Here is a 20,978-nt window from a genome sequence, read left to right as displayed (position 1 = left end):
CTCCGTTCGGATCAGGCCGGATCGCGGAGCGGGGCACGCGAGCCCGGCATGATCCGGACGAGAGGCCCCGGGCACATCGAGGACAGGCGGAACATGCGCAACCCTGTAGGCGGTCACGTTCCCGTGGCCGGTGGACTGGCCAAGACCGGCCTCGGCTACGCACGGGAGCTGGCGGCGGAGACCGTCCAGGTCTTCGTCGCCAATCCGCGCGGCTGGGCGACGCCGTCCGGCAATCCGGCACAGGACGAGCTGTTCCGCTCGCAGTGCGCGGCCGAGTCGGTCCCGGCGTACGTCCATGCCCCGTATCTGATCAACTTCGGCTCGCACACCGAGGCCACGGTCGAGCGGTCGGTCCTGTCGCTGCGCCACTCGCTGCGCCGGGCGAGGGAGATCGGCGCCCTCGGTGTGGTGGTGCACACCGGCTCGGCGACCGGCGGACGCCCGCGCGAGGAGGCCCTCGCCCAGGTGCGTACGCACATGCTTCCGCTGCTGGACGAGCTGACGCGTGACGACGATCCGTACCTGCTGCTGGAGTCGACCGCCGGCCAGGGCTCCTCGCTCTGCTCGCGGACCTGGGACTTCGGCCCGTACTTCGAGGCCCTGGACTCCCACCCCAAGCTGGGGATCTGCCTGGACACCTGCCACATCTACGCGGCGGGGCACGACCTGACGGGCCCCGTCGGGATGCGGCAGACCCTGGATCTGCTGGTGGAGACGGTCGGCGAGGGGCGGTTGAAGCTGATCCACGCCAACGACTCGAAGGATGTGGTGGGGGCTCACAAGGACCGGCACGAGAACATCGGCGCGGGTCACATCGGTGTCGAGCCGTTCCGTGAGCTGTTCTCGCATCCGGCGACCGAAGGCGTGCCGCTGATCATCGAGACACCTGGCGGCAGGGAGGGCCACGCCGCGGACGTGACACGGCTGAAGGGGCTCCGGGACGCCCGCTGAGCCAGGGCACGGAATACCCCCAGGGGGTATCTCGTTCCCGAGGGTGTCAGGTATCCGCGACCGAGCTCCGGGGGCTTCTCATGCAGCACGGCACACAGCAGGAACACCACGGCACGCACGGCGGCGGAGGTTCGTCCTGGGCCATGGCGGCGCGCGCGACCCTGCACTGCCTCACCGGCTGCGCGATCGGCGAGGTCCTCGGCATGGTGATCGGCACCGCGCTCGGCTGGGGAAACGTGCAGACGATGGCGTTGGCGATCGTCCTCGCGTTCTTCTTCGGCTACGCGCTGACCCTGCGCTCCGTACTGGGTGCCGGCGTGGGCCTCCGCGCGGCCGTGCGGATCGCGCTGGCCGCCGACACCGTGTCCATCGCCGTGATGGAGCTCATCGACAACGGGGTGATCGCGCTCTGGCCGGGGGCCATGGACGCCCACCTGTCGGACGGCGTCTTCTGGACCGTCCTGGCCATCGCCCTGGCGGCGGCCTTCGTCGTCACGACACCGGTCAACAAGTGGATGATCAGCCGCGGCAAGGGGCACGCGGTGGTGCACCGCCACCACTGAACGGCCACCCGGGGGCGTCAGAGTTCGGGGCCGTCCCCGGGCTCCTCCTGGTAGGAGTAGCGCTGCTCGCTCCACGGGTCACCGATGTTGTGGTACCCGCGCTCCTCCCAGAAGCCCCGGCGGTCGGCCGTCATGTACTCGATGCCCCGGACCCACTTGGGCCCCTTCCAGGCATACAGATGCGGTACGACCAGGCGCAGCGGGAATCCGTGTTCGGCGGTGAGCAGCTCGCCGTCCTTGTGGGTGGCGAACAACGTCCGGTCCGACGCGAAGTCGGCCAGCCGCAGATTCGAGCTGAATCCGTATTCGGCCCAGACCATCACATGGGTGACGTGGGGCGCGGGCGGCGCCAGCTCCACGATCTCGCGGGCCAGGATTCCGCCCCATTCGGCACCGAGCATGCTGAATTTCGTCACGCAGTGGAGGTCCGCGACGACGGACGAGAAGGTGAGTGCCGAGAATTCCTGGTGATTCCAGCAGTGCTTGTCACCGTCGGCCGTGGCCCCGAAGACCCGGAACTCCCAGCGGTCCGGTTTGAACTTGGGCACGGGGCCGTAATGGGTGACCGGCCAACCTCGCTGCAGTCGCTGCCCCGGTGGAAGCCCGGACTGCTCTGCTGTGCCGCGTTCCCGGCTTTCCGGCTGACCCATGCCTCCATGGTGACAGACAGGCAGGGGTGGTCATGACCAGGGGAGAGTCGATCCGGGCAACTCGCACTAAGCGTGCACTTACTGGACGGCCGAGTGGCGCGGTGCGAGGATGCGCCGGAAACATGCCCAGTTCACCGGTTGGAAGGAGCCTCTGCGATGCAGGGCGACCCCGAGGTCCTCGAGTTCCTGAACGAACAGCTGACCGCCGAATTGACTGCCATCAATCAGTACTTCCTGCACGCGAAGATGCAGGAGAACTTCGGCTGGACGAAGCTCGCGAAGTACACCCGGGCGGAGTCGTTCGACGAGATGAAGCACGCGGAGCTCCTCACCGACCGGATCCTGTTCCTGGACGGGCTGCCCAACTACCAGCGGCTCTTCCACGTGCGCGTCGGCCAGACGGTCACCGAGATGTTCCAGGCGGACCGGCAGGTCGAGGTGGAGGCGATCGACCGCCTCAGGCGGGGCATCGAGGTGATGCGCGGCAAGGGCGACATCACGTCGGCGAACATCTTCGAATCCATCCTGGAGGACGAGGAGCACCACATCGACTATCTCGACACCCAGCTGGAGCTGGTCGAGAAGCTCGGTGAGCCGCTCTACATCGCCCAGTTGATCGAGCAGCCGGAGAGCTGAACCCCGACGCGGTTCCGCGGCGGTCCCGGGCGGTCCCGTCAGGCGGCGTCGGAGAGCCTGACGTCCGGCGCGGTGCCGAAGGCGACGGGCGAACCGGCCGGAGCGGCCGCCGCCTCCGTACGTCCCTCGACGAGCTCGCGGCGCGGGCACTCACCGCGGCCGAGCAGCGCCTGGATCCTGCGGACGCAGCCACCGCAGTCGGTACCCGCCTTGCAGGCGGAGGCGATCTGGCGGGGCGTGCACGCTCCGCCGTCCGCATGCTTCCTGACCTGGTCCTCCGTGATGCCGAAGCAGGAGCAGACGTACACGCGGTTCACCTCCCGGGGGATCGTTCGCTGCGCCGTCCCGATTTTTCGGTGAGGCTAACCTAACCTTACCCGCGACGTCCCGCACACAAAAGCCCCGGATACGCCTGTGGGGCACGGATCACATCGATCCGTGCCCCACAGGCGTTCACCGAAGGTGATCCCTACTGGTCGCGGTACATCTCCGCCACCAGGAAGGCCAGGTCGAGGGACTGGCTGCGGTTGAGGCGCGGGTCGCAGGCGGTCTCGTAACGCTGGTGCAGATCGTCGACGAAGATCTCGTGGCCACCGCCGACGCACTCGGTGACGTCGTCACCGGTGAGCTCGACGTGGATGCCGCCGGGGTGGGTCCCGAGCTGCTTGTGCACCTCGAAGAAGCCCTTGACCTCGTCCAGGACGTCGTCGAAACGGCGCGTCTTGTGGCCGGACGCGGCCTCGAAGGTGTTCCCGTGCATCGGGTCCGTGACCCACACCACCTGCGCACCGGAGGCGGTGACCTTCTCGACGAGCTCGGGGAGCTTGTCGCGGACCTTGTCGGCACCCATGCGGACGATGAAGGTCAGCCGGCCGGGCTCGCGCTCGGGGTCGAGACGGTCGACGTAACCGAGCGCCTCGTCGACGGTGGTCGTCGGGCCGAGCTTGATCCCGATGGGGTTGCGGATCTTCGAGGCGAACTCGATGTGCGCCCCGTCCATCTGGCGGGTGCGCTCGCCGACCCAGACCATGTGGCCGGAGGTGTCGTAGAGCTGACCGGTGCGCGAGTCTGTGCGGGTCAGCGAGGACTCGTAGTCGAGCAGCAGCGCCTCGTGCGAGGCGTAGAACTCGACCGCCTTGAACTCGGCCGGGTCCGTGCCGCAGGCCTTCATGAAGTTCAGCGCGTTGTCGATCTCGCGGGCCAGCGCCTCGTAGCGCTGACCGGACGGCGAGGACTTCACGAAGTCCTGGTTCCAGGCGTGCACCTGTCGCAGGTCGGCGTAACCGCCGGTGGTGAAGGCGCGGACCAGGTTCAGCGTGGAGGCGGACGCGTGGTACATCCGCTTCAGCCGCTCGGGGTCCGGGACGCGGGAGGCCTCGGTGAAGTCGAAGCCGTTGACGGAGTCGCCGCGGTAGGTCGGCAGGGTGACGCCGTCGCGGGTCTCGGTCGGCTTGGAGCGCGGCTTCGAGTACTGCCCGGCGATGCGGCCGATCTTGACGACCGGCACGGAGGCCGCGTACGTCAGGACGGCGCTCATCTGGAGCAGCGTCTTCAGCTTGGCGCGGATGTGCTCGGCGGACACGGCGTCGAAGGCCTCGGCGCAGTCACCGCCCTGCAGCAGGAACGCCTCGCCCTTGGCGACGGCTCCCAGGCGGGCGCGCAGCTGGTCGCACTCGCCTGCGAAGACGAGCGGGGGATACGACTCGAGGTCCGCGAGTACGTCGCGCAGAGCCTCGGCATCGGGGTACTCGGGCTGCTGCGCCGCGGGAAGGTCTCGCCAGGTGTGGCCACCGGCGACGGAGGTATTGGCGTTCACGGTCACCTTGACAACACTACGGGGTCGTGGGGGCGTCCCATTCTCCCGCTCACCACATGAGACGCGCGCTCGTTTGTCCACCGTTTCGGATATGGTGCGTGGCATGTTCGCGCAGACGACCCAGAACTGGTGGTGGACCGCTCATCCGGCGGCCCGCTGATTCATCGCGCGTACACACTTCGCGAAGGCCGCCCGAGGGGCGGCCTTCTCTGCGTTTCGGTGCCGGGAGCCGTTCCTCACTCAGGAAGGAACGCCCATGCCCGACCGTGCCGTCGACCTCTTGTCAGCCCTGCTCCGTGACGATGCCCCGCCCTTCGCTCTGCTGCGCCGGCGCACCCCCGGCCGTGACCACGACACCGTCGAGCTCCTGACCGGCGAGGTGCGGGAGGTGGCCCGGCTGGCCGACATCCCGGTGCGCGACCTCCCGTCGCTCGCCCTGGTGCCGTTCCGGCAGATCGCCGAGCGCGGGTTCGACGTGCGGGACGACGGCACCCCGCTCGCCGTGCTCGTCGCCGACCAGGCGCACGAGCTGCCGCTGGGCGAGGTTCTCACGCGGCTGCCCGGCCACGACGTACAGGTCGTGGACGGCGCCTTCGACGTCGCCGACGAGGCCTACGCGGACATCGTCCGGCGCGTCGTCGAGGACGAGATCGGGCAGGGCGAGGGCGCGAACTTCGTGATCCGGCGGACCTTCGGCGGCGAGATCCCCGGCTTCGGCCGGGCGGACGCGCTGGCCCTGTTCCGGCGGCTGCTGGCGGGTGAGCGCGGGGCGTACTGGACGTTCGTCGTGCACACCGGGGAGCGGACCCTGGTCGGCGCCAGCCCTGAGGTCCACGTGCGGATGTCCGGCGGGACGGTGGTGATGAACCCGATCAGCGGGACCTACCGCTACCCGGACGAGGGCCCGACGGCCGAGGGCCTGCTGGCCTTCCTCGGTGACCGCAAGGAGACCGAGGAGCTCTCCATGGTGGTCGACGAGGAACTCAAGATGATGTGCACCGTCGGCGACATGGGCGGTGTGGTGGTCGGCCCCCGGCTGAAGGAGATGGCCCACCTCGCGCACACGGAGTACGAGCTGCGCGGGCGCTCCTCGCTGGACGTGCGCGAGGTCCTGAAGGAGACGATGTTCGCGGCGACGGTCACCGGCTCCCCCGTGCAGAACGCCTGCCGGGTGATCGAGCGGTACGAGCCGGAGGGCCGCGGCTACTACGCGGGCGCCCTGGCACTGGTGGGCCGGGAGCCCGGCGGGGCCCAGACGCTGGACTCGCCGATCCTGATCCGCACCGCCGACATCTCCGCGGCCGGCCGGCTGCGCGTGCCGGTGGGGGCCACGCTCGTACGCCACTCCGACCCGGCGGGGGAGGTCGCCGAGACCCACGCCAAGGCGGCCGGCGTACTCGCGGCGCTGGGCGTCCGCCCGGGGCGGCCCGGGTCCGAGTCGGGCCGTCCGCGGCTGGCCTCCGATCCCCGGGTCCAGGGGGCGCTGGACGACCGGCGCGGCGGGCTCGCCCCCTTCTGGCTGCGGATGCAGGAGCGGACGGACGACCTGTCCGGTCACGCGCTGGTGGTGGATGCCGAGGACACCTTCACGGCGATGCTGGCGCACCTGCTGCGCTCCTCGGGCCTCACGGTCTCGGTGCGCCGGTACGACGAGCCCGGGCTGCGGGAGACGGTGCGGGCCCATGAGGGGCCCGTCGTCCTGGGGCCCGGCCCCGGCGATCCCGGAGACACCGCCGATCCGAAGATGCGGCTGCTGAGGGAGCTGACCGCCGAGCTCGTGCGGGACCACCGCCACGGGCTGCTCGGCGTCTGCCTCGGCCACGAGCTGATCGCGGCGGAGCTCGGCCTGGAGATCGTGCGGAAGGAGGTGCCCTACCAGGGGGCCCAGACCCGCGTCGACCTGTTCGGCAGGCCGGAGACCGTGGGCTTCTACAACAGTTTCACCGCGCGCTGCGACGAGGCCGCCGAGGCAGAGCTGGGCGCGCACGGCATCGAGGTGAGCCGGGACGCCGCCACCGGTGAGCTGCACGCGCTGCGGGGCAGGGACTTCGCTTCGGTGCAGTTCCACCCGGAGTCGGTTCTGACGCTGCGCGGCGCGACGATCGTGACCGGGCTGCTGGCGGCACTGCCGGTGGCCGGCTGAGAGGGCCGGAGACCGGGGGCGGCCTGGGGCATGACGCGCCCGGAGACCGGGGCGGCCTGGGGCATGACACGGCAGGGCGCCCGCCGGCAGCGGCGCGACGCGGCGTACGCGGCGTGTCCCTGAGGGGGCACGCCGGGGCCGGGCCCGACGGTGCCCGGCCCCTAACGCGGCGGGAGGGCCGGGACCAGGACGTTCTCGCTGCGGCGGCCGGCCAGGTGGTCGGTGACGTTCCGCACGGTGGCCTCGATGATCTGCCCCACGGCGTCACGCGTGTAGTAGGCCTGATGGGAGGTCACGATGACGTTGGGGAAGGTGACGAGCCGGGCGAGCGTGTCGTCGTCGATGCCCTCCACGGACTTGTCGACGTAGAAGAGCCCCGCCTCCGCCTCGTAGACGTCCAGCCCTACACCGGTGAAGCGGCCGGCCCGCAGTTCGGTGACGAGTGCGCGGCTGTCGATGAGGCCGCCCCGGCTGGAGTTGACCAGGATCGCGTCGTCCTTCATCAAGGAGAGGGCGTCGGCCCCGATGATGTGCTGGGTGGCCGGCAGCAGGGGCACGTGGAGGCTGATCAGGTCCGCCTCCGCGAAGAGCCGCTCCTTGTCCACGTACGTCATGCCGAGGGCGGTGCAGGCCGGGTTCTCGGCGACGTCCCAGCCGAGCAGGTCCATGCCGAAGCCGTGGGCGATCCGGGTGAAGGCCTCGCCGATCTTCCCGGTGCCGACCACACCGGCGGTGCGGCCGTGCATGTCACGGCCGAGGAGCCCGTCGAGCCGGAAGTCGAAGTCCCGGGTGCGGCTCACCGCGCGGACGATCCGGCGGTTGACGGCCATGGCAAGGGTCCAGGCGAACTCGGCGACCGAGTGGGGTGAGTAGGAGGAGACCCTGGCGACGCGCAGGGCGAGCCGTTCGGCGACGTCGAGATCGATGTTGTTGAAGCCGGTGGAGCGCTGGGCGATCATCTGCGTGCCGCCCGCGGCGAGGGTCTGCAGGACCTCACCGCCGAGGTCGGCGTTGACGCTGGTGGAGATGATCTCGTAGCCCGCGGCGATCGGGGCGGTGTCCTTGGTGAGGAAGACGTCCAGGCAGCGGACGTCGTGGAGGCCGGCGAAGGCCTTCTCGATCAGCGGCTTCTCGTCGGACTGCACGCCGAATGCCAGGATTTCCACGACGTCTCCCGGGTGAAGGGGGTGGGGCCGGTCCTCGCGAACACAGGGTCCTCGCGGACACAGGGTCCTCGCGAATATACGGCCCGCACCCCCGGGGCGCCGCTCGGCCGTGGATCAGCCGGAGAAGACCCCCGCTTCCGCGCGGAGGGCCGGGTCGACGGTCTTCAGGCGGGCCGTCGCCTCCGCGATCGGCACCCGGACGACGTCCGTGCCCCTCGGAGCGATCATCACGCCTGAGACGCCCTCGTGCACCGCGTCGACGGCGTGCCGTCCGCGGGACGGTCGATTCCGCTGTGGTGCGCGGCGGTTGCGGGTCACACGTCGTCGAGGCCGGCCTCGATGGCGTACCGCACGAGCTCCACCCGGTTGTGCAGCTGGAGCTTGCCCAGGGTGTTCTGCACATGGTTCTGGACGGTGCGGTGGGAGATGACCAGGCGCTCGGCGATCTGCTTGTACGACAGTCCCTTGGCGACCAGCCGCAGGACCTCCGTCTCGCGGTCGGTGAGCTGCGGGACCTTCGGCCGGTCGGTGGCAGCGGGGGCGGGGTCGGAGGCGAGCCGGCGGTATTCGCCGAGGACCAGTCCGGCCAGGCCCGGAGTGAAGACCGGGTCCCCGGCCGCGGTGGCGCGCACGGCGTCGGTCAGCTCCTGGGTGCTGGCGGACTTGAGCAGATAGCCGGTGGCGCCCGACTTCACCGCCTCCAGGACGTCGGCGTGTTCCCCGCTGGCGGAGAGCACCAGGACGCGCAGCCCGGGGAGGGTGCCGACGAGTTCCTTGCAGACCTGGACACCGGGCATCCCCGGCAGATTCAGGTCGAGCACGAGGACCTCGGGTGCGGCGGCCCTGGCCCGGCGCACGGCACCGGGGCCGTCACCGGCGGTCGCGACCACGTCGAAGCCGGACTCGGCCAGGTCGCGGGCGACGGCGTCGCGCCACATCGGATGGTCGTCGACCACCATCACCTTGATGGCCCGCTCCTCGGACGCCTGTGTGTTCGGTGTACTCATCGGGCCGTTCCCGCCTTCCCCCGTGAAACCTTCGGAACCTTCAACTCGACCTCGGTGCCCTGACCGGGCACCGAGATCAGCTCTGCTGTGCCGCCCAGGTCGCGCAGCCGCCCGCGGATCGACAGGGCGACGCCGAGCCGGCCCTCCCCCGCCGCCTGGTCGAGCCTGCCCTCCGGGATGCCCGGGCCGTCGTCCCGGACCGTGACGATCACCTCGTCCGGTTCGTCCTCGACCAGGATCCACGCCTGGGCGTCCGGCCCCGCGTGGCCCCGTACGTTGTCCAGCGCGGCGCTGACCGCGGCGGCAAGCTCACGCGCGGCACCGGCGGCGAGCAGCACCGGGGCCCCGGGCTCCGCGAAGGTGACCCGGGAGCTCGCGTGCGGGGCGAGCAGCGTGCGCAGGTCGGATTCCGCGCTCTGCGGACCCTCGGCCTCCACCACGCGGACCACCGCGCCCTCGGCGCTGTCCTCGGAGACCCTCGTCGTCGGCACCAGCCCGCTGGAGACCAGGGTCCGCAGGGCGACCTCCTGCTCCCCGGCCATCCGGCCGAGCTCCGCCGCCTCACCGCCCAGCGCCGTGCCGCGGCGCTGGACCATGGCCAGGACCTGCAGGACGCTGTCGTGGATGTCGCGGGCCAGCCGCTCGCGCTCCCTGGTGGCGGCCTCGATCTCCAGTGCGCGGGCCAGGGTGCGTTCACTGGCGCGTGCCACCTCGACCACGTAGCCGATGGCGATGGAGGCGACCCACACCAGCAGCACGTTGTGGAAGGTGTCCTCGCTGGGCTCGCCGCGCTCGACGATGTTGGCGGCGGCGACGAGGGTGGAGGCGAAGGCCGCCCAGCGCCAGCCGCCCTTGAGCGCGAACGCGAGGACGGAGCCGGCGGTCCAGATCGAAGGAAGGGTCGGGCCGTCCGAGTGCTGGGCGTCGAAGTCGGCGAGCGGGGTCAGCAGGATCCCGGTCAGGGCGACGACGAGATCCAGCCCGAGGAAGCGCTTGGTGCAGCTCGCGGCGTTGGCCACCCTGGGGAGGGTGACGGCCGTCCAGAGGGCGAGGAACACCAGGAAGGCGACGGCCACCCAGGGACGCTCGTACTGCTCGCGGCCGAAGCCCGCGAGCAGTGCCGCGTACACGAGGGTCAGCACGCGGTACGCGGTCAGTGCCCGCCACAGCGGCTGCTCGACCGACATCCGTACGACCCGTTCACGCCCAGCCATGTGCCCTCCCCCGGTACCCGCCCCTGTCATGCTGCCCGCTCCGGTCGGCCGGTGGCGCTCCTACGCGCCGGACCGCTCCGTTCCCTTCTTCTTCGCCTCCTCGGCGATCTGCCGCTTGGCCGCCGTCGCGTAGATGTCCACGTACTCCTGGCCGGAGAGCTTCATGATCTCGTACATGACCTCGTCGGTCACCGAGCGCAGGATGAAGCGGTCCCCGTCCATGCCCTGGTAACGGCTGAAGTCCAGCGGCCTGCCGATCCGGATGCCGGGCCGCATCAGCTTGGGCACCACCTGGCCGGGGGGCTGGATCTTCTCCGTGTCGATCATCGCCACGGGGATGACGGGGGCACCTGTGGCGAGCGCCACCCGGGCGAGGCCGCCGGGCTTGCCCCGGTAGAGCCGTCCGTCGGGTGACCGGGTGCCCTCCGGGTAGATACCGAAGAGTCCGCCGCTCTCGATCACCTGGATGCCCGCCCTGATGGCCGCCTCCCCGGCGCCACGTCCTCCGGACCGGTCGACCGGGAGCTGCCCCACACCCTTGAAGAAGGCGGCGGTGAGCTTGCCCTTCACCCCGGGCGCGGTGAAGTACTCCGCCTTGGCGATGAAGGTCACCTTGCGGTCGAGGACCGCCGGCAGGAAGAAGGAGTCGGAGAACGACAGGTGGTTGCTCGCGAGGATCGCGGGCCCGTGTGCGGGGATGTTCTCCAGACCCTCCACCCACGGTCTGAAGGCCAGCTTCAGGGAGCCGCCGATGGAGAACTTCATTGCGCCGTAGATCAACTCGGGTGCCTCCTGTGTGCCGTCGATGAGACCTTAACCCGTGGTGCCGCCACCGCCCCCGCCCCCTCGGAGCGGACTCCCCCGCGGCCGCACCCGCAGGTGACGGCCGCTCGGGCGGTGACGGCCCTGGTCGGTGTCGGTCCGGTCGCGTACGGTGAAGTAATCCTTTTGCACGCCCCCCGCACCCCGCCCCGCTTCATGAACAGGAGACCCCGGTGCCGGTCCTGCCTGGAGCCGAGCCGTTCCGCCACGAGGGCGGAGAGGTCGGCGTCCTCCTCTGTCACGGATTCACGGGTTCGCCGCAGTCGCTGCGCCCCTGGGCCGACCGGCTCGCGGAGCGGGGACTGACCGTCTCGCTGCCGCTGCTGCCCGGGCACGGCACGCGCTGGGAGGACATGGCCGTCACGGGCTGGCAGGACTGGTACGCGGAGGTGGACCGGGAGCTGAGGGCCCTGCGCGCCCGCTGCGAGCAGGTCTTCGTCTTCGGCCTCTCCATGGGCGGGGCCCTGGCACTGCGCCTCGCCGCGAAGCACGGTGACGAGATCGCCGGCCTGGTGCTGGTGAACCCGGCCAACAAGGTGCACGGCCTCTCGGCGTACGCCCTGCCGGTCGCCCGGCACCTGGTGCGGACGACGAAGGGGCTGACCAGCGACATCGCGCTGGAGGGCTCCGAAGAGGTCGGTTACGACCGGGTGCCGCTGCATGCCGCGCACTCCGTGCGGGCGTTCTTCCGGCTGGTCGACGCCGATCTGCCCCAGGTGACCCAGCCGATCGTGCTGCTGCACAGCCCGCAGGACCATGTCGTGCCGCCGGCGGACTCGGCGCGGATCCTCAGCCGGGTCTCGTCCCGGGACGTCCAGGAGATCCTCCTGGAACAGAGCTACCACGTGGCGACGTTGGACCACGACGCGGAGCGGATCTTCGACGAGGGCTTCCGGTTCATCGACCGCCTCGCACTCGACGCTGGCAAGAAGGGGAGCACGTCCGGTGGCTGAGCACGACGCGGAGCGCGCGGGCAGTGACGAGGAGCGCGAACCGCGCCCCACGGAGGGAAGGGCCGTGCCCGAGGGCACGGAGGGGGCCGGGCCGTTCGACGAGGCCGCGGCCTGGGAGGCGATCGTCGCGGGGTACGGCGAGGAGCCGCCGGACCCTCCGGGCGCCAAGCCGTTCAAGTCGATCGAGGACCTGGTCCTGCTGGAGGACGACCAGGTGAACGTCCTCGGCCCCGAGCCGGAGTCCGGCGCGGGCGAGGACGCGGACAAGGGGGTGAGCGGGAAGGCGCCCGGGGGGCCGGCGGAGAAGAAGCCGCTCGGCGGGTCGGTCGTCTTCGCCCCCGGGGTCGCGGGTCCGCGTGACTACGACCTGGAAGAGCCCGGGGACGACGACATCGACGATCCGGACGACAGCGAGGAGGGGCACTTCGTCCCCCCGGAGCCGCCGCCGCTTCCCGAGGCCGACGTGACGGCGAAGTTCGCCTGGCTCGCGGTCGTCGGCGGCCCGGTGCTGATGCTGATCGCGGTGCTGATGCAGTGGGAGATGACGTGGTGGCTCACCACGCTCTCCATCGGCGGCTTCCTGGGCGGCTTCGCCACCCTGGTGGCCCGTATGCCCCACGACGACGAAGAGGACGACGATCCGGGGCGCGGCGCGGTCGTCTGACCCGTACGAGCGGACCCCGGGGCGGTACGGCGGGCGGGGCCCGGTGGGCGGGAGAGCGGGGGCGCCCGCCTCTCCCCCGGCCCCGCGGCTGCTCAACCCGTCGCCGGCACCCTGAGGGCGGCCAGCACGGGCAGATGGTCCGTGGCCGCCCGCAGATCCGCTCCGGTGACGCCGGGCAGGCCGGCCGGGACTCCGCAGCCGAGGACCTCGACGCCGTCCGTCGCGAACACCGCGTCGATGCGCTTGCGCGGTGCGCCGGGCGGGAAGGTGAGCTCGCCGCCCCACGGGCGTACGGTCCGGCAGTCCTGAAGGCTCCCGGCCAGCCGCCGGAAGGCGAGTCCCTCCGGTACGTCGTTGAGGTCGCCGGCCACGACGGCGTGCGGGACGCCCATGGCCTCGACCCGCTCCAGCAGCATGCCCGCCTGGGCCTGCCGCTCCTCACGCTGCAGGCTCAGATGGCAGCTCACGACACCGAGCCTGGCCCCGGCGAACCGTACGACCGCTGTCGCCAGGCCGCGCCTGTGCAGACCGGGGGTGAGCGGCAGCAGGACGTCCTCGGTGCGCTCCACGGTGGCGCGCAGTGAGCAGAGCAGCAGCGGCCCGGCCGCCGTGGCACCACCGCTGAGGATCACCAGGTCGGTCATGGCCGCGAGCCTGGCCGCCGCCTTCCGCCAGCGGAAGAAGCGCGGGGCCTCCTGGACGCACACCAGGTCGGGTGCGCAGGCGCGGATGACACGGGCCAGCGCCTCGGTGTCGTCGCGCAGCGAGCGGACGTTGTAGCTGAGCACCCGGATGACGGCTGAACCGTCCGGCTCGGTACGGGAGTCGGGCAGGGGCATCGGCGTCGTGACCATGGGAGGCACGATACGACGGACGCCCGCCGCACCCCGGAGGGCGCGACGGGCGTCGGACGTGCTGGGGTGGGGTCAGCCCTGGCGTGCCAGGTCCGCCGCACCTACCAGGCCCGCCTTGCCGCCCAGTTGGGCCGCCAGGACCTGGGCGTGCGGGCGCCACTCGCCGCCGATCAGCCAGCGCCGGAACGACTTGCGGATCGGGTCGAGGACCAGCTCGCCCTCGTCCGAGACACCGCCACCGACGATGAAGGCGGACGGGTCGAAGAGCGACGCGAGGTCGGCCAGTCCGGCGCCGGCCCAGCGGGCCAGCTCACGGAAGGAGTCGACGGCCACGGGGCAGCCCTGGCGGGCGGCCTCGCTGATGTGCTTGCCCTCGATGCCCTCGACCGTGCCGTCGCCGAGGCTCAGCAGGATCGTGGCGTTCTCCGGGGTGGCGTTGGCACGCTGCTTCGCGTACCGGACGAGCGCGCGCCCGGAGGCGTACTGCTCCCAGCAGCCCTGGCTGCCGCAGCCGCAGAGCAGTCCGTCCGGGACGACCCGGATGTGACCGAATTCCGCCGCCACACCGAAGCGACCGCGGCGGAGCTTGTTGCCGATGATGATGCCGCCGCCCAGCCCGGTGCCGAGCGTGATGCAGATGACGTCGTCGTGCCCCTGGCCGGCGCCGAAGCGGTATTCGCCCCAGGCCGCCGCGTTGGCGTCGTTCTCGACGACGACGGGCAGGCCGACGCGCTGCTCGACCTTGTCCTTGAGCGGCTCGTGGCGCCAGTTGATGTTCGGGGCGAACAGCACGGTGGCGCGCTTGTCGTCGACGTATCCGGCCGCGCCGATGCCTACGGCCTCGACGTCGTGTCCCTCGCTCGCCCCGGCCACGGCGGCGCTGATCGCGTCCACGATGCCTTCTGCCGTCGGCGGGGTCGATACCTTGAACGTCGAGAGGATCCGGCCCTCTTCGTCGACCACTCCAGCCGCGATCTTCGTGCCGCCGATATCGACGCCGATGGTGAGTCCCATGAATCCCTCAGTTTCGGTCGAGCCCCGCTACGGCCAACCGTACCCGAGCCGGGGACGGGTATTTCCTGCCCAGGGTCAGTCCAGGTCGATGTGTTCGCTGCCGCCGGTGCCTTCGTCACGCGGGTCCGAGGGGTCCTCGGCCGCCTTCTTCCCGGCACCGGGGGTGCTTCCGGTGCCGCCGGAGGCGCCACCGGCGCCCTCGGTACCCCGGGTCCAGCGGCCCTCCTGGCCCTCGACGGCGGAGCGGTAGGCGGCCAGGAGCTCGCTTCCCGCGGCGGCGAGATGATCGAAGAGTTCCGGGTTGCGCTCGATGACGGGTTCGACGGCGGACTTGGCCTGCCGGATCACCTGCTGGACGGTGCCCTGGGTGGCCATGCCGAGCAGGGGCGACTGCAGGGAGGTCACCTTGTCGGCCACGGCGTCGATCAGCTTGCGCAGCTCATCGGCGGCGGAACCCGGCTGCTGTCCGTACTGGGCCCGCCGGCGGGCCTTCTCGGCTTCGAGGTCCTCGGCGCAGGCCTCCGCCCACGCGTCGTCGTCGACGGGACGATCGGTGGCTTCACTCATGGCGGACTCCTGCGACGCGGTTGCCTGCGTGGCCGTGCGAGCCACGTACTACCGACGTTACCCGAACGGTGGTACGCCGTTCATTGTGTCCGGGGCCAGAGCGCGGGGTCAGGTGTGAACCGGACACGCAGGACGCCGTCGGTCAGCGCGGCTCCGGAGACGGTGCAGCGGCGCAGCGCGGACTCCAGGCGCACGGTCCGGTGGAACGGCCCCGCGGTGAGGAGCAGTTCGTCGCCGCGCCGTACGAGACCGAGGTCCTCCTTGACCGCACCGGGCAGGGGCAGGCACCAGGCGATGACGCCGTCGCCGGCGTCCTCGGTCCACCAGGGGCCCCCGGCGTGTCCCGGTTCCCTGTCGTCCGGGGCGCACGCCTCGGCGAGCAGAGCCAGGTCGTCGAGGGTGCGCGGCTCGCGGCCGAGGTGGGCGGTCTCGCGTACGGGGGTCCCGGGCGCCCACTCCTGGTGCCAGTGGTCCAGGCACTTCTCCTGGCCGGCGGCGAGATCCGCGAACCAGGGGTCGCCGGAGTGGCGGGGCAGGACCTTGGCGGCCACGACGGCGTCGACGCGCAGTCCGTGCAGGGCGAGTCCCGTGCGGGCCGCGCCCAGTGCCTCCCCCGCGGCCTGCCCGGGCTCCGCGACGAGCCGCACGGTGGTCGCGTCGTCCTCGATCAGCACCTGGACGGCGGCCAGTTCGGCGTCCTTGCGGGCGGCGGCCTCGTACAGCCACTGCGCCGGCATGGGGACGCCCGCGAGCTGGGCGAGCACCGGGCGCAGCGCGCGGGCGGCCTGGCGTTCCCGGGGCAGGAGACGGCGGAGGTAGCGGCGCAGCTGTCCGGGCAGCGCGAGCAGCGCGAGGGCGTCGGCGAGCGGGGGCAGATCGACCACGAGGACCTCGTAGCCGGCCTCGGACCAGTCGCCCTCGGCGACCCGGCGCAGGGTGTGCAGGACGGCGAGCTGCGCGCTGCCCGGCAGCTCGGTGAGCTCCTCGCGGTCGAGCCGGTTGGCGCCGAGCAGGTCGAGCACCCCGGACGCCCGGCTCTGGAGCTCGATGAGCTCCTCGCGGAAGTGCGCGGCGGAGTCGATGCGGGCGAAGTCGAGCCGCTCGGCGGCCTCGGTGGGCCCGGCGCCCGCGGGGAAGGCGGGCACCGCGTCGGCGGAGACCAGGAGGGTGCGCCGGCCGCCGCGGGCCGAGGCGAGCGCGGTCGCCGCCGCGATGGTGGTACGGCCCGCGCCGCCGGGGCCGGTGACGAGGACCGTACGCACGGGATCAGGCCTTCGGGACGGACTCGACGCGCTTCTTCAGCCCGGCGAGGGCGCGGTCGATGATGACCTTCTCGGCCTTGCGCTTGATCATGCCGAGGAGCGGGATCTTCACGTCGACGGCGAGCCGGTAGGTGACCTCGGTGCGGTCGCCGTCGCCCAGCGGCGCCAGCGCGTAACTGCCGTCGAGGGCGCGCAGCATCTGGGACTTGACGAGGGTCCAGCCGACCTCGTACGGGCTGTTCCAGGTGTAGGCGAGGACGTGGTCGTCCTTGATCGCTCCGGCGTCCAGGACCAGGCGGACCTGCTCGGCACGGCCCTGGTCGTCGGTGGCCAGGATCTCGGCCTCCTTCACCTCGCCGGTCCATTCCGGATAGCGCGCGAAGTCGGCGATCACTCCCATGACGTCGGCCGGTGCCGCCTCGATCGTGATGCTCGAGCTGGTGTGTTCAGCCATCGCCGTGGCCCTCCAGTGCGGTGTACCGGTCGCGTTCGGCAGAGGCCTGCCGTGTGCAGGCTATCGCGTGACCGCGGCCCTCCCGTCCGCGCCCCGGCCCGCGGGCCCCGGCCGTGTCGCTCACCACTCCAGGGCCCAGGGACGGCCGGTGGAGGCGAAGTGTCCGACGTTGACGCACTCGGTGACGCCGACCCGCATCCGGCGGACCAGCGGCTGGTGCACATGGCCGAAAATCGCGTAGCGGGGCCGGGTGCGGTGGATGGCGTTGAGGATGGCGCGGCTGCCGCGTTCGAAGCGCCGGGCCACGGTGTCGTACGTCAGCTCCGGGACGTCCGGCGGGATGTGGGAGCAGAGGACGTCCACGGGGCCGAGCGCCTCGACCTTGGCGGCGTACTCCTCGTCGCTGATCTCGTACGGGGTGTTCATGGGGGTCCTGAGCCCGCCCCCGACGAAGCCGAACACCCGGCCGCCGATCTCGATCCGCTCGCCGTCGAGCACCGTGGTACCCGAATTGGCGTACTCGGGCCAGAGCGTGGGGACATCGACGTTGCCGTAGGTGGCGTACGTCGGGGTGGGCATCACGGCGAACATCTCGGCGTACTGCTTGCGTACGGCGGACAGGATCGCCGCGTTGCGGTCCAGGCCCGCCCACAGCTGGCGGCCGAAGGCGCGCGCCTCCTCGAAGCGGCGCGCGGTGCGCAGCTCGACGATCCGGTCGGCGTTGGCGACGCCGAACAGGTCGGGGAAGATGCCGCGCGAGTGGTCGGCGTAGTCGAGGAAGAGGACGAGGTCCCCCAGGCAGATCAGGGCGTCCGCGCCGTCCCCGGCGCGTGCCAGTGCCTCCACGTTGCCGTGCACGTCACTGACCACGTGCACGCGTGTCCGCGGAGTGGGGGTCGTGTGCTGATTGTGCGGTGTGCCGGCTCGCATGGAGATCACCCTAGGTCTCCGGTCGCTGCTCTGGGTAGAGGCCGCCGGACCTGCGATTACTTCCGGATCGGGACACGGGTGGACTAATGTGCGCCGAAGGACCACCGATATGTGTGATGCATGAGACATCTGGCCGGAAACCCCTTTCCGGAATCGAGTACCGGTGGGTAACGTCCCGCCAGTCCAGTCGTGCTCACCCCACTGAGCATCTGCCAGTCTTGGACCGATCCGGTGCGTCGCACAGAGCCGTGGAACCGGAGCCCGATGAGGAGCAGCAGTCTTGCGCGAGTTCAGCCTTCCGGCCCTGTACGAGGTCCCTACGGACGGCAACCTGACGGATCTCATCCGCCGCAACGCCGCTCAGCATCCCGATGTCGCGGTGATGAGCCGGAAGGTCGCCGGTGTCTGGACGGACGTCACGGCGACCCGGTTCCTCGCTGAGGTCAGAGACACGGCCAGAGGCCTGATCGCGTCGGGCATCCGGCCCGGTGACCGGGTGGCGCTCATGTCGCGGACCCGCTTCGAGTGGGTCCTGCTCGACTTCGCCATCTGGAGCGCGGGCGCCGTCACCGTTCCGGTGTACGAGACCAGTTCGCCCGAGCAGGTCCAGTGGATACTCGGCGACTCGGGTGCGGTCGCGGTGGTCGTGGAGAGCGACACCCACGCGGACTCCGTCGCCGCCGTGCGAGACCGGCTTCCCGGTCTGCGGCACGTCTGGCAGATCGACCGCGGTGCTGTCGGCGAGCTCGTCGCGGCGGGTGCCGGAGTCTCCGACGAGACCCTGGACCTGCGCATGGTGAGCGCCAAGGCCGACGACCCGGCGACGATCGTCTACACCTCGGGCACCACCGGCCGCCCCAAGGGCTGTGTGCTGACGCACCGCAGCTTCTTCGCGGAGTGCGGCAACATCGTGGAGCGGCTCAAGCCCCTCTTCCGCACCGGCGAGTGCTCCGTCCTGCTCTTCCTCCCCGCCGCGCACGTCTTCGGCCGGCTGGTCGAGGTCGCCTCGGTGATGGCTCCGATCAAGCTCGGCTGCGTGCCGGACATCAAGAACCTCACCGACGAGCTGGCCTCCTTCCGGCCGACGCTCATCCTCGGTGTGCCCCGCGTGTTCGAGAAGGTCTACAACTCGGCGCGCGCCAAGGCGCAGGCCGACGGCAAGGGCGGGATCTTCGACCGGGCCGCCGACACGGCGATCGCCTACAGCCGCGCGCTGGGCACTCCGGAAGGGCCCTCGGTGGGCCTGAGGGTCAAGCACAAGGTCTTCGACAAGCTGGTGTTCAGCAAGCTGCGGGCCGTGCTCGGCGGTCGCGGCGAGTACGCCATCTCGGGCGGCGCGCCGCTGGGCGAGCGGCTCGGCCACTTCTTCCGCGGCATCGGCTTCACGGTCCTGGAGGGCTACGGCCTCACCGAGACCTGCGCCGCCACGGCCTTCAACCCGTGGGACCGCCAGAAGATCGGTACGGTCGGCCAGCCGCTGCCGGGTTCGGTCGTGCGCATCGCCGACGACGGCGAGGTGCTGCTGCACGGCGAGCACCTGTTCACCGGGTACTGGGGCAACGAGTCGGCGACCGCCGAGGCACTGGCCGACGGCTGGTTCCACACGGGAGACATCGGCACGCTCGACGAGGACGGCTATCTCGCGATCACGGGCCGCAAGAAGGAGATCATCGTCACGGCGGGCGGGAAGAACGTCGCTCCGGCGGTGATCGAGGACCGGATCCGCGCGCACGCCCTGGTCGCCGAGTGCATGGTGGTCGGTGACGGACGGCCGTTCGTCGGCGCGCTCCTCACCCTCGACGAGGAGTTCCTCTCCCGCTGGGCCGAGGAGAACGGCAAGCCGGCCGGTTCGACGGCGGTCTCGCTGCGTGAGGACCCCGAGCTGCTGGCCGAGGTGCAGCGGGCGGTGGACGACGGGAACGCCGCGGTCTCCAAGGCCGAGTCCGTGCGCAAGTTCCGTGTCCTGGCGGCGCAGTTCACCGAGGAGGCGGGCCACATCACCCCCTCGCTGAAGCTGAAGCGCAACGTCGTGGCGAAGGACTTCGCCGACGAGGTCGAGTCGATCTACCGCGGCTGAGCCCGGACGCCTACGACGCCGGACACGCACGACGCAGGGCCCGCACCGGTCATGGTGCGGGCCCTCGTCGCGTCCGCGGTCCGCGCGCGCTCAGAGCAGCGCTTCGAGCTTTCCCGCGAGAAGGTCCCAGCGCCACTTCTCCTCGACCCACGCGCGGCCCCGCTCCCCCATGCGCCGGCGCAGCTCCGGGTCCCCGAGGAGGGTGACGATCCGGTCGGCGGACTCCTCGGCGGAGCCGCCCCGGACCACCCACCCGGTCTCGCCGTCGAGCACGGCGTCCGGGGCACCGCCGGAGTCGCCCGCCACGACGGGGAGTCCGGTCGCGGACGCCTCCAGGTAGACGATGCCGAGGCCCTCGACGTCGAGCCCGCCGCGCCGGGTGCGGCAGGGCATGGCGAACACGTCGCCCGCCCCGTAGTGAGCGGGGAGCTCCTCCCAGGGCACCGGCCCGGTGAAGCGCACGGAGTCCTGGACGCCGGTCTCGGCGGCCAGCTTCTTCAGCTGCCCGGCGTACGGGCCGCCGCCGACGATCAGCAGGACGGCGTCCGGCACCCGCGCCAGGATCGCGGGCATGGCGAGGATCAGGGTGTCCTGGCCCTTGCGCGGGACGAGCCGTGACACGCACACGACGACGGGCCGGTCCGTCAGTCCGAGCCGTGCCCTGATCCGGTCGCCGCCGGAGTCCGGGCGGAAGGTCTTCTCGTCGACCCCGGGCGGCAGCTGCGCCATGCGGCCCGCGGCCTCCGGTGTGAGCGCGGCGGCGATCCTGGACCGGGTGTACTCGCCGAGGTAGGTGAGGGTGTCGGTCCCCTCGCCGATGCGGCGCAGCAACTGCCGGGACGCGGGCAGCTGGGCCCAGCCCGCCTCGTGGCCGTGCGTGGTGGCCACGATCCGCCGGGCGCCGGCCCTGCGCAGCGCCGGCGCCATCAGCCCGAGGGGTGCGGCCGCGCCGAACCACACGGAGGCGCAGCCGTGTTCACGCAGCAGCCCGGCGGCCTGCCGGGTGACCCGCGGGGTGGGCAGCAGCATCGTCGTACGGTCGCGTACGACGGTGAAGGGCTGCTCGGCGTCGAAGGCGGCGGTGGCCTCGGCGCCCTCCGCGCCGCGCTTCCAGGTGGAGGCGTAGACGACGAGCCGCTCGGGGTCCATGCGCAGCGCCATGTTGTGCAGGAATGCCTGGATGCCGCCGGGGCGCGGCGGGAAGTCGTTCGTCACGATCAGCGTCTTGTCCATCG

Annotated in this window: 22 protein-coding genes and 1 pseudogene; 8 read left to right on the top strand and 15 right to left on the bottom strand. The window is 71.4% G+C overall.

Features of this window, described 5'->3' with window-relative positions:
* The first annotated feature begins 93 nt into the window (after nt 1-93).
* Both ACIRJR_RS13735 and ACIRJR_RS13730 read left to right on the top strand, forming a co-directional pair.
* A complete protein-coding gene (locus ACIRJR_RS13735) occupies nt 94-951 on the top strand; it encodes a deoxyribonuclease IV (protein ID WP_403778635.1) in 858 nt (285 codons plus the stop codon).
* Nucleotides 952-1,031: 80 nt separating this feature from the next.
* Nucleotides 1,032-1,514, top strand: a complete 483-nt coding sequence (locus tag ACIRJR_RS13730; protein WP_403778632.1) for a DUF4396 domain-containing protein — start codon at nt 1,032-1,034, stop codon at nt 1,512-1,514.
* 17 nt (nt 1,515-1,531) lie between these two features.
* Here ACIRJR_RS13730 and ACIRJR_RS13725 read toward each other — a convergent pair whose 3' ends face one another.
* Nucleotides 1,532-2,164 (bottom strand): sulfite oxidase-like oxidoreductase, encoded by a 633-nt coding sequence (locus ACIRJR_RS13725; protein ID WP_403778629.1) that lies wholly within the window; start codon nt 2,162-2,164, stop codon nt 1,532-1,534.
* A 156-nt stretch (nt 2,165-2,320) separates the two neighbouring features.
* Here ACIRJR_RS13725 and bfr point away from each other — a divergent pair, with 156 nt between their 5' ends.
* Nucleotides 2,321-2,800 carry a bacterioferritin gene (gene bfr / locus ACIRJR_RS13720; RefSeq protein WP_383567477.1) on the top strand — a complete coding sequence of 160 codons (480 nt, stop codon included), beginning with the start codon at nt 2,321-2,323 and terminating at the stop codon, nt 2,798-2,800.
* A gap of 38 nt (nt 2,801-2,838) precedes the next feature.
* Here the strand turns inward: bfr and ACIRJR_RS13715 are convergent, their stop codons facing one another.
* Both ACIRJR_RS13715 and ACIRJR_RS13710 read right to left on the bottom strand, forming a co-directional pair.
* Nucleotides 2,839-3,108 (bottom strand): bacterioferritin-associated ferredoxin, encoded by a 270-nt coding sequence (locus ACIRJR_RS13715; RefSeq protein WP_403778738.1) that lies wholly within the window; start codon nt 3,106-3,108, stop codon nt 2,839-2,841.
* Between the two features lie 161 nt (nt 3,109-3,269).
* The gene (locus ACIRJR_RS13710) at nt 3,270-4,616 is read right to left on the bottom strand and encodes a class II 3-deoxy-7-phosphoheptulonate synthase (protein WP_403778625.1); all 1,347 of its coding nucleotides are present in this window, start codon (nt 4,614-4,616) and stop codon (nt 3,270-3,272) included.
* Nucleotides 4,617-4,707: 91 nt separating this feature from the next.
* On the opposite strand from ACIRJR_RS13710, the gene ACIRJR_RS13705 reads away from it, so the two are divergent.
* Together ACIRJR_RS13705 and ACIRJR_RS13700 are read left to right on the top strand one after the other, a co-directional pair.
* Entirely contained in the window at nt 4,708-4,776 is a 69-nt protein-coding gene (locus tag ACIRJR_RS13705; protein ID WP_383567791.1) for a trp operon leader peptide, read from the top strand.
* 96 nt (nt 4,777-4,872) lie between these two features.
* A complete protein-coding gene (locus ACIRJR_RS13700; protein ID WP_403778622.1) occupies nt 4,873-6,759 on the top strand; it encodes an anthranilate synthase family protein in 1,887 nt (628 codons plus the stop codon).
* Between the two features lie 161 nt (nt 6,760-6,920).
* Here ACIRJR_RS13700 and ACIRJR_RS13695 read toward each other — a convergent pair whose 3' ends face one another.
* From ACIRJR_RS13695 to ACIRJR_RS13675, 5 genes and pseudogenes are all read right to left on the bottom strand, one after another.
* A complete protein-coding gene (locus ACIRJR_RS13695) occupies nt 6,921-7,925 on the bottom strand; it encodes a 2-hydroxyacid dehydrogenase (RefSeq protein ID WP_403778619.1) in 1,005 nt (334 codons plus the stop codon).
* 114 nt (nt 7,926-8,039) lie between these two features.
* A pseudogene (locus ACIRJR_RS13690) lies at nt 8,040-8,198 on the bottom strand (6-phosphofructokinase); the annotation flags it as partial.
* 41 nt (nt 8,199-8,239) lie between these two features.
* Nucleotides 8,240-8,932 (bottom strand): response regulator, encoded by a 693-nt coding sequence (locus ACIRJR_RS13685; RefSeq protein WP_403778616.1) that lies wholly within the window; start codon nt 8,930-8,932, stop codon nt 8,240-8,242.
* Nucleotides 8,929-10,146 carry a MacS family sensor histidine kinase gene (gene macS, locus ACIRJR_RS13680; protein WP_403778613.1) on the bottom strand — a complete coding sequence of 406 codons (1,218 nt, stop codon included), beginning with the start codon at nt 10,144-10,146 and terminating at the stop codon, nt 8,929-8,931. Before macS ends, ACIRJR_RS13685 begins: the two co-directional genes overlap by 4 nt.
* A 60-nt stretch (nt 10,147-10,206) precedes the next feature.
* Complete coding sequence (locus tag ACIRJR_RS13675) at nt 10,207-10,926, bottom strand: lysophospholipid acyltransferase family protein (RefSeq protein WP_403778610.1); 720 nt, start codon at nt 10,924-10,926, stop codon at nt 10,207-10,209.
* 215 nt (nt 10,927-11,141) lie between these two features.
* On the opposite strand from ACIRJR_RS13675, the gene ACIRJR_RS13670 reads away from it, so the two are divergent.
* The gene (locus ACIRJR_RS13670; RefSeq protein WP_403778608.1) at nt 11,142-11,921 is read left to right on the top strand and encodes an alpha/beta hydrolase; all 780 of its coding nucleotides are present in this window, start codon (nt 11,142-11,144) and stop codon (nt 11,919-11,921) included.
* Nucleotides 11,914-12,585 (top strand): hypothetical protein, encoded by a 672-nt coding sequence (locus tag ACIRJR_RS13665; RefSeq protein ID WP_403778605.1) that lies wholly within the window; start codon nt 11,914-11,916, stop codon nt 12,583-12,585. Before ACIRJR_RS13670 ends, ACIRJR_RS13665 begins: the two co-directional genes overlap by 8 nt.
* Before the next feature lie 92 nt (nt 12,586-12,677).
* Here ACIRJR_RS13665 and ACIRJR_RS13660 read toward each other — a convergent pair whose 3' ends face one another.
* From ACIRJR_RS13660 to ACIRJR_RS13635, 6 genes are all read right to left on the bottom strand, one after another.
* Nucleotides 12,678-13,439 carry an endonuclease/exonuclease/phosphatase family protein gene (locus tag ACIRJR_RS13660; protein ID WP_403778602.1) on the bottom strand — a complete coding sequence of 254 codons (762 nt, stop codon included), beginning with the start codon at nt 13,437-13,439 and terminating at the stop codon, nt 12,678-12,680.
* 72 nt (nt 13,440-13,511) lie between these two features.
* Nucleotides 13,512-14,453 carry an ROK family glucokinase gene (locus tag ACIRJR_RS13655; RefSeq protein WP_376378623.1) on the bottom strand — a complete coding sequence of 314 codons (942 nt, stop codon included), beginning with the start codon at nt 14,451-14,453 and terminating at the stop codon, nt 13,512-13,514.
* A gap of 75 nt (nt 14,454-14,528) precedes the next feature.
* Nucleotides 14,529-15,020 carry a DUF5304 domain-containing protein gene (locus ACIRJR_RS13650; RefSeq protein ID WP_403778598.1) on the bottom strand — a complete coding sequence of 164 codons (492 nt, stop codon included), beginning with the start codon at nt 15,018-15,020 and terminating at the stop codon, nt 14,529-14,531.
* 80 nt (nt 15,021-15,100) lie between these two features.
* Nucleotides 15,101-16,282 carry an ArsA-related P-loop ATPase gene (locus ACIRJR_RS13645; RefSeq protein ID WP_403778595.1) on the bottom strand — a complete coding sequence of 394 codons (1,182 nt, stop codon included), beginning with the start codon at nt 16,280-16,282 and terminating at the stop codon, nt 15,101-15,103.
* Between the two features lie 4 nt (nt 16,283-16,286).
* On the bottom strand, nt 16,287-16,736 hold the full coding sequence (locus ACIRJR_RS13640) for an SRPBCC family protein (RefSeq protein WP_073747652.1): 450 nt from the start codon (nt 16,734-16,736) through the stop codon (nt 16,287-16,289).
* A gap of 120 nt (nt 16,737-16,856) precedes the next feature.
* On the bottom strand, nt 16,857-17,666 hold the full coding sequence (locus ACIRJR_RS13635) for a metallophosphoesterase (protein ID WP_403778592.1): 810 nt from the start codon (nt 17,664-17,666) through the stop codon (nt 16,857-16,859).
* Nucleotides 17,667-17,946: 280 nt separating this feature from the next.
* On the opposite strand from ACIRJR_RS13635, the gene ACIRJR_RS13630 reads away from it, so the two are divergent.
* Nucleotides 17,947-19,743 carry an AMP-dependent synthetase/ligase gene (locus tag ACIRJR_RS13630; protein WP_403778589.1) on the top strand — a complete coding sequence of 599 codons (1,797 nt, stop codon included), beginning with the start codon at nt 17,947-17,949 and terminating at the stop codon, nt 19,741-19,743.
* 90 nt (nt 19,744-19,833) lie between these two features.
* Here ACIRJR_RS13630 and ACIRJR_RS13625 read toward each other — a convergent pair whose 3' ends face one another.
* Nucleotides 19,834-20,976, bottom strand: coding sequence for a glycosyltransferase family 4 protein (locus ACIRJR_RS13625; protein ID WP_403778586.1), 1,143 nt, complete (start codon nt 20,974-20,976; stop codon nt 19,834-19,836).
* Between the last annotated feature and the right edge of the window lie 2 nt (nt 20,977-20,978).

The organism is Streptomyces sp. NPDC102402 (genome assembly GCF_044765765.1).
GTDB lineage: Bacteria > Actinomycetota > Actinomycetes > Streptomycetales > Streptomycetaceae > Streptomyces.
Note: the sequence above shows the minus strand (reverse complement) of the source record. Positions and strands in the feature narration are given on the sequence as shown.

Bases quoted from the DNA above. Each gene is read 5' to 3' on its own strand.
- ACIRJR_RS13735 (WP_403778635.1), top strand. From the start codon at position 94: ATGCGCAACCCTGTAGGCGGTCACGTTCCCGTGGCCGGTGGACTGGCC.
- ACIRJR_RS13730 (WP_403778632.1), top strand. From the start codon at position 1,032: ATGCAGCACGGCACACAGCAGGAACACCACGGCACGCACGGCGGCGGA.
- ACIRJR_RS13725 (WP_403778629.1), bottom strand. From the start codon at position 2,164: ATGGGTCAGCCGGAAAGCCGGGAACGCGGCACAGCAGAGCAGTCCGGG.
- bfr (WP_383567477.1), top strand. From the start codon at position 2,321: ATGCAGGGCGACCCCGAGGTCCTCGAGTTCCTGAACGAACAGCTGACC.
- ACIRJR_RS13700 (WP_403778622.1), top strand. From the start codon at position 4,873: ATGCCCGACCGTGCCGTCGACCTCTTGTCAGCCCTGCTCCGTGACGAT.
- ACIRJR_RS13685 (WP_403778616.1), bottom strand. From the start codon at position 8,932: ATGAGTACACCGAACACACAGGCGTCCGAGGAGCGGGCCATCAAGGTG.
- macS (WP_403778613.1), bottom strand. From the start codon at position 10,146: ATGGCTGGGCGTGAACGGGTCGTACGGATGTCGGTCGAGCAGCCGCTG.
- ACIRJR_RS13660 (WP_403778602.1), bottom strand. From the start codon at position 13,439: ATGGTCACGACGCCGATGCCCCTGCCCGACTCCCGTACCGAGCCGGAC.
- ACIRJR_RS13655 (WP_376378623.1), bottom strand. From the start codon at position 14,453: ATGGGACTCACCATCGGCGTCGATATCGGCGGCACGAAGATCGCGGCT.
- ACIRJR_RS13650 (WP_403778598.1), bottom strand. From the start codon at position 15,020: ATGAGTGAAGCCACCGATCGTCCCGTCGACGACGACGCGTGGGCGGAG.
- ACIRJR_RS13640 (WP_073747652.1), bottom strand. From the start codon at position 16,736: ATGGCTGAACACACCAGCTCGAGCATCACGATCGAGGCGGCACCGGCC.
- ACIRJR_RS13635 (WP_403778592.1), bottom strand. From the start codon at position 17,666: ATGCGAGCCGGCACACCGCACAATCAGCACACGACCCCCACTCCGCGG.
- ACIRJR_RS13625 (WP_403778586.1), bottom strand. From the start codon at position 20,976: ATGGACAAGACGCTGATCGTGACGAACGACTTCCCGCCGCGCCCCGGC.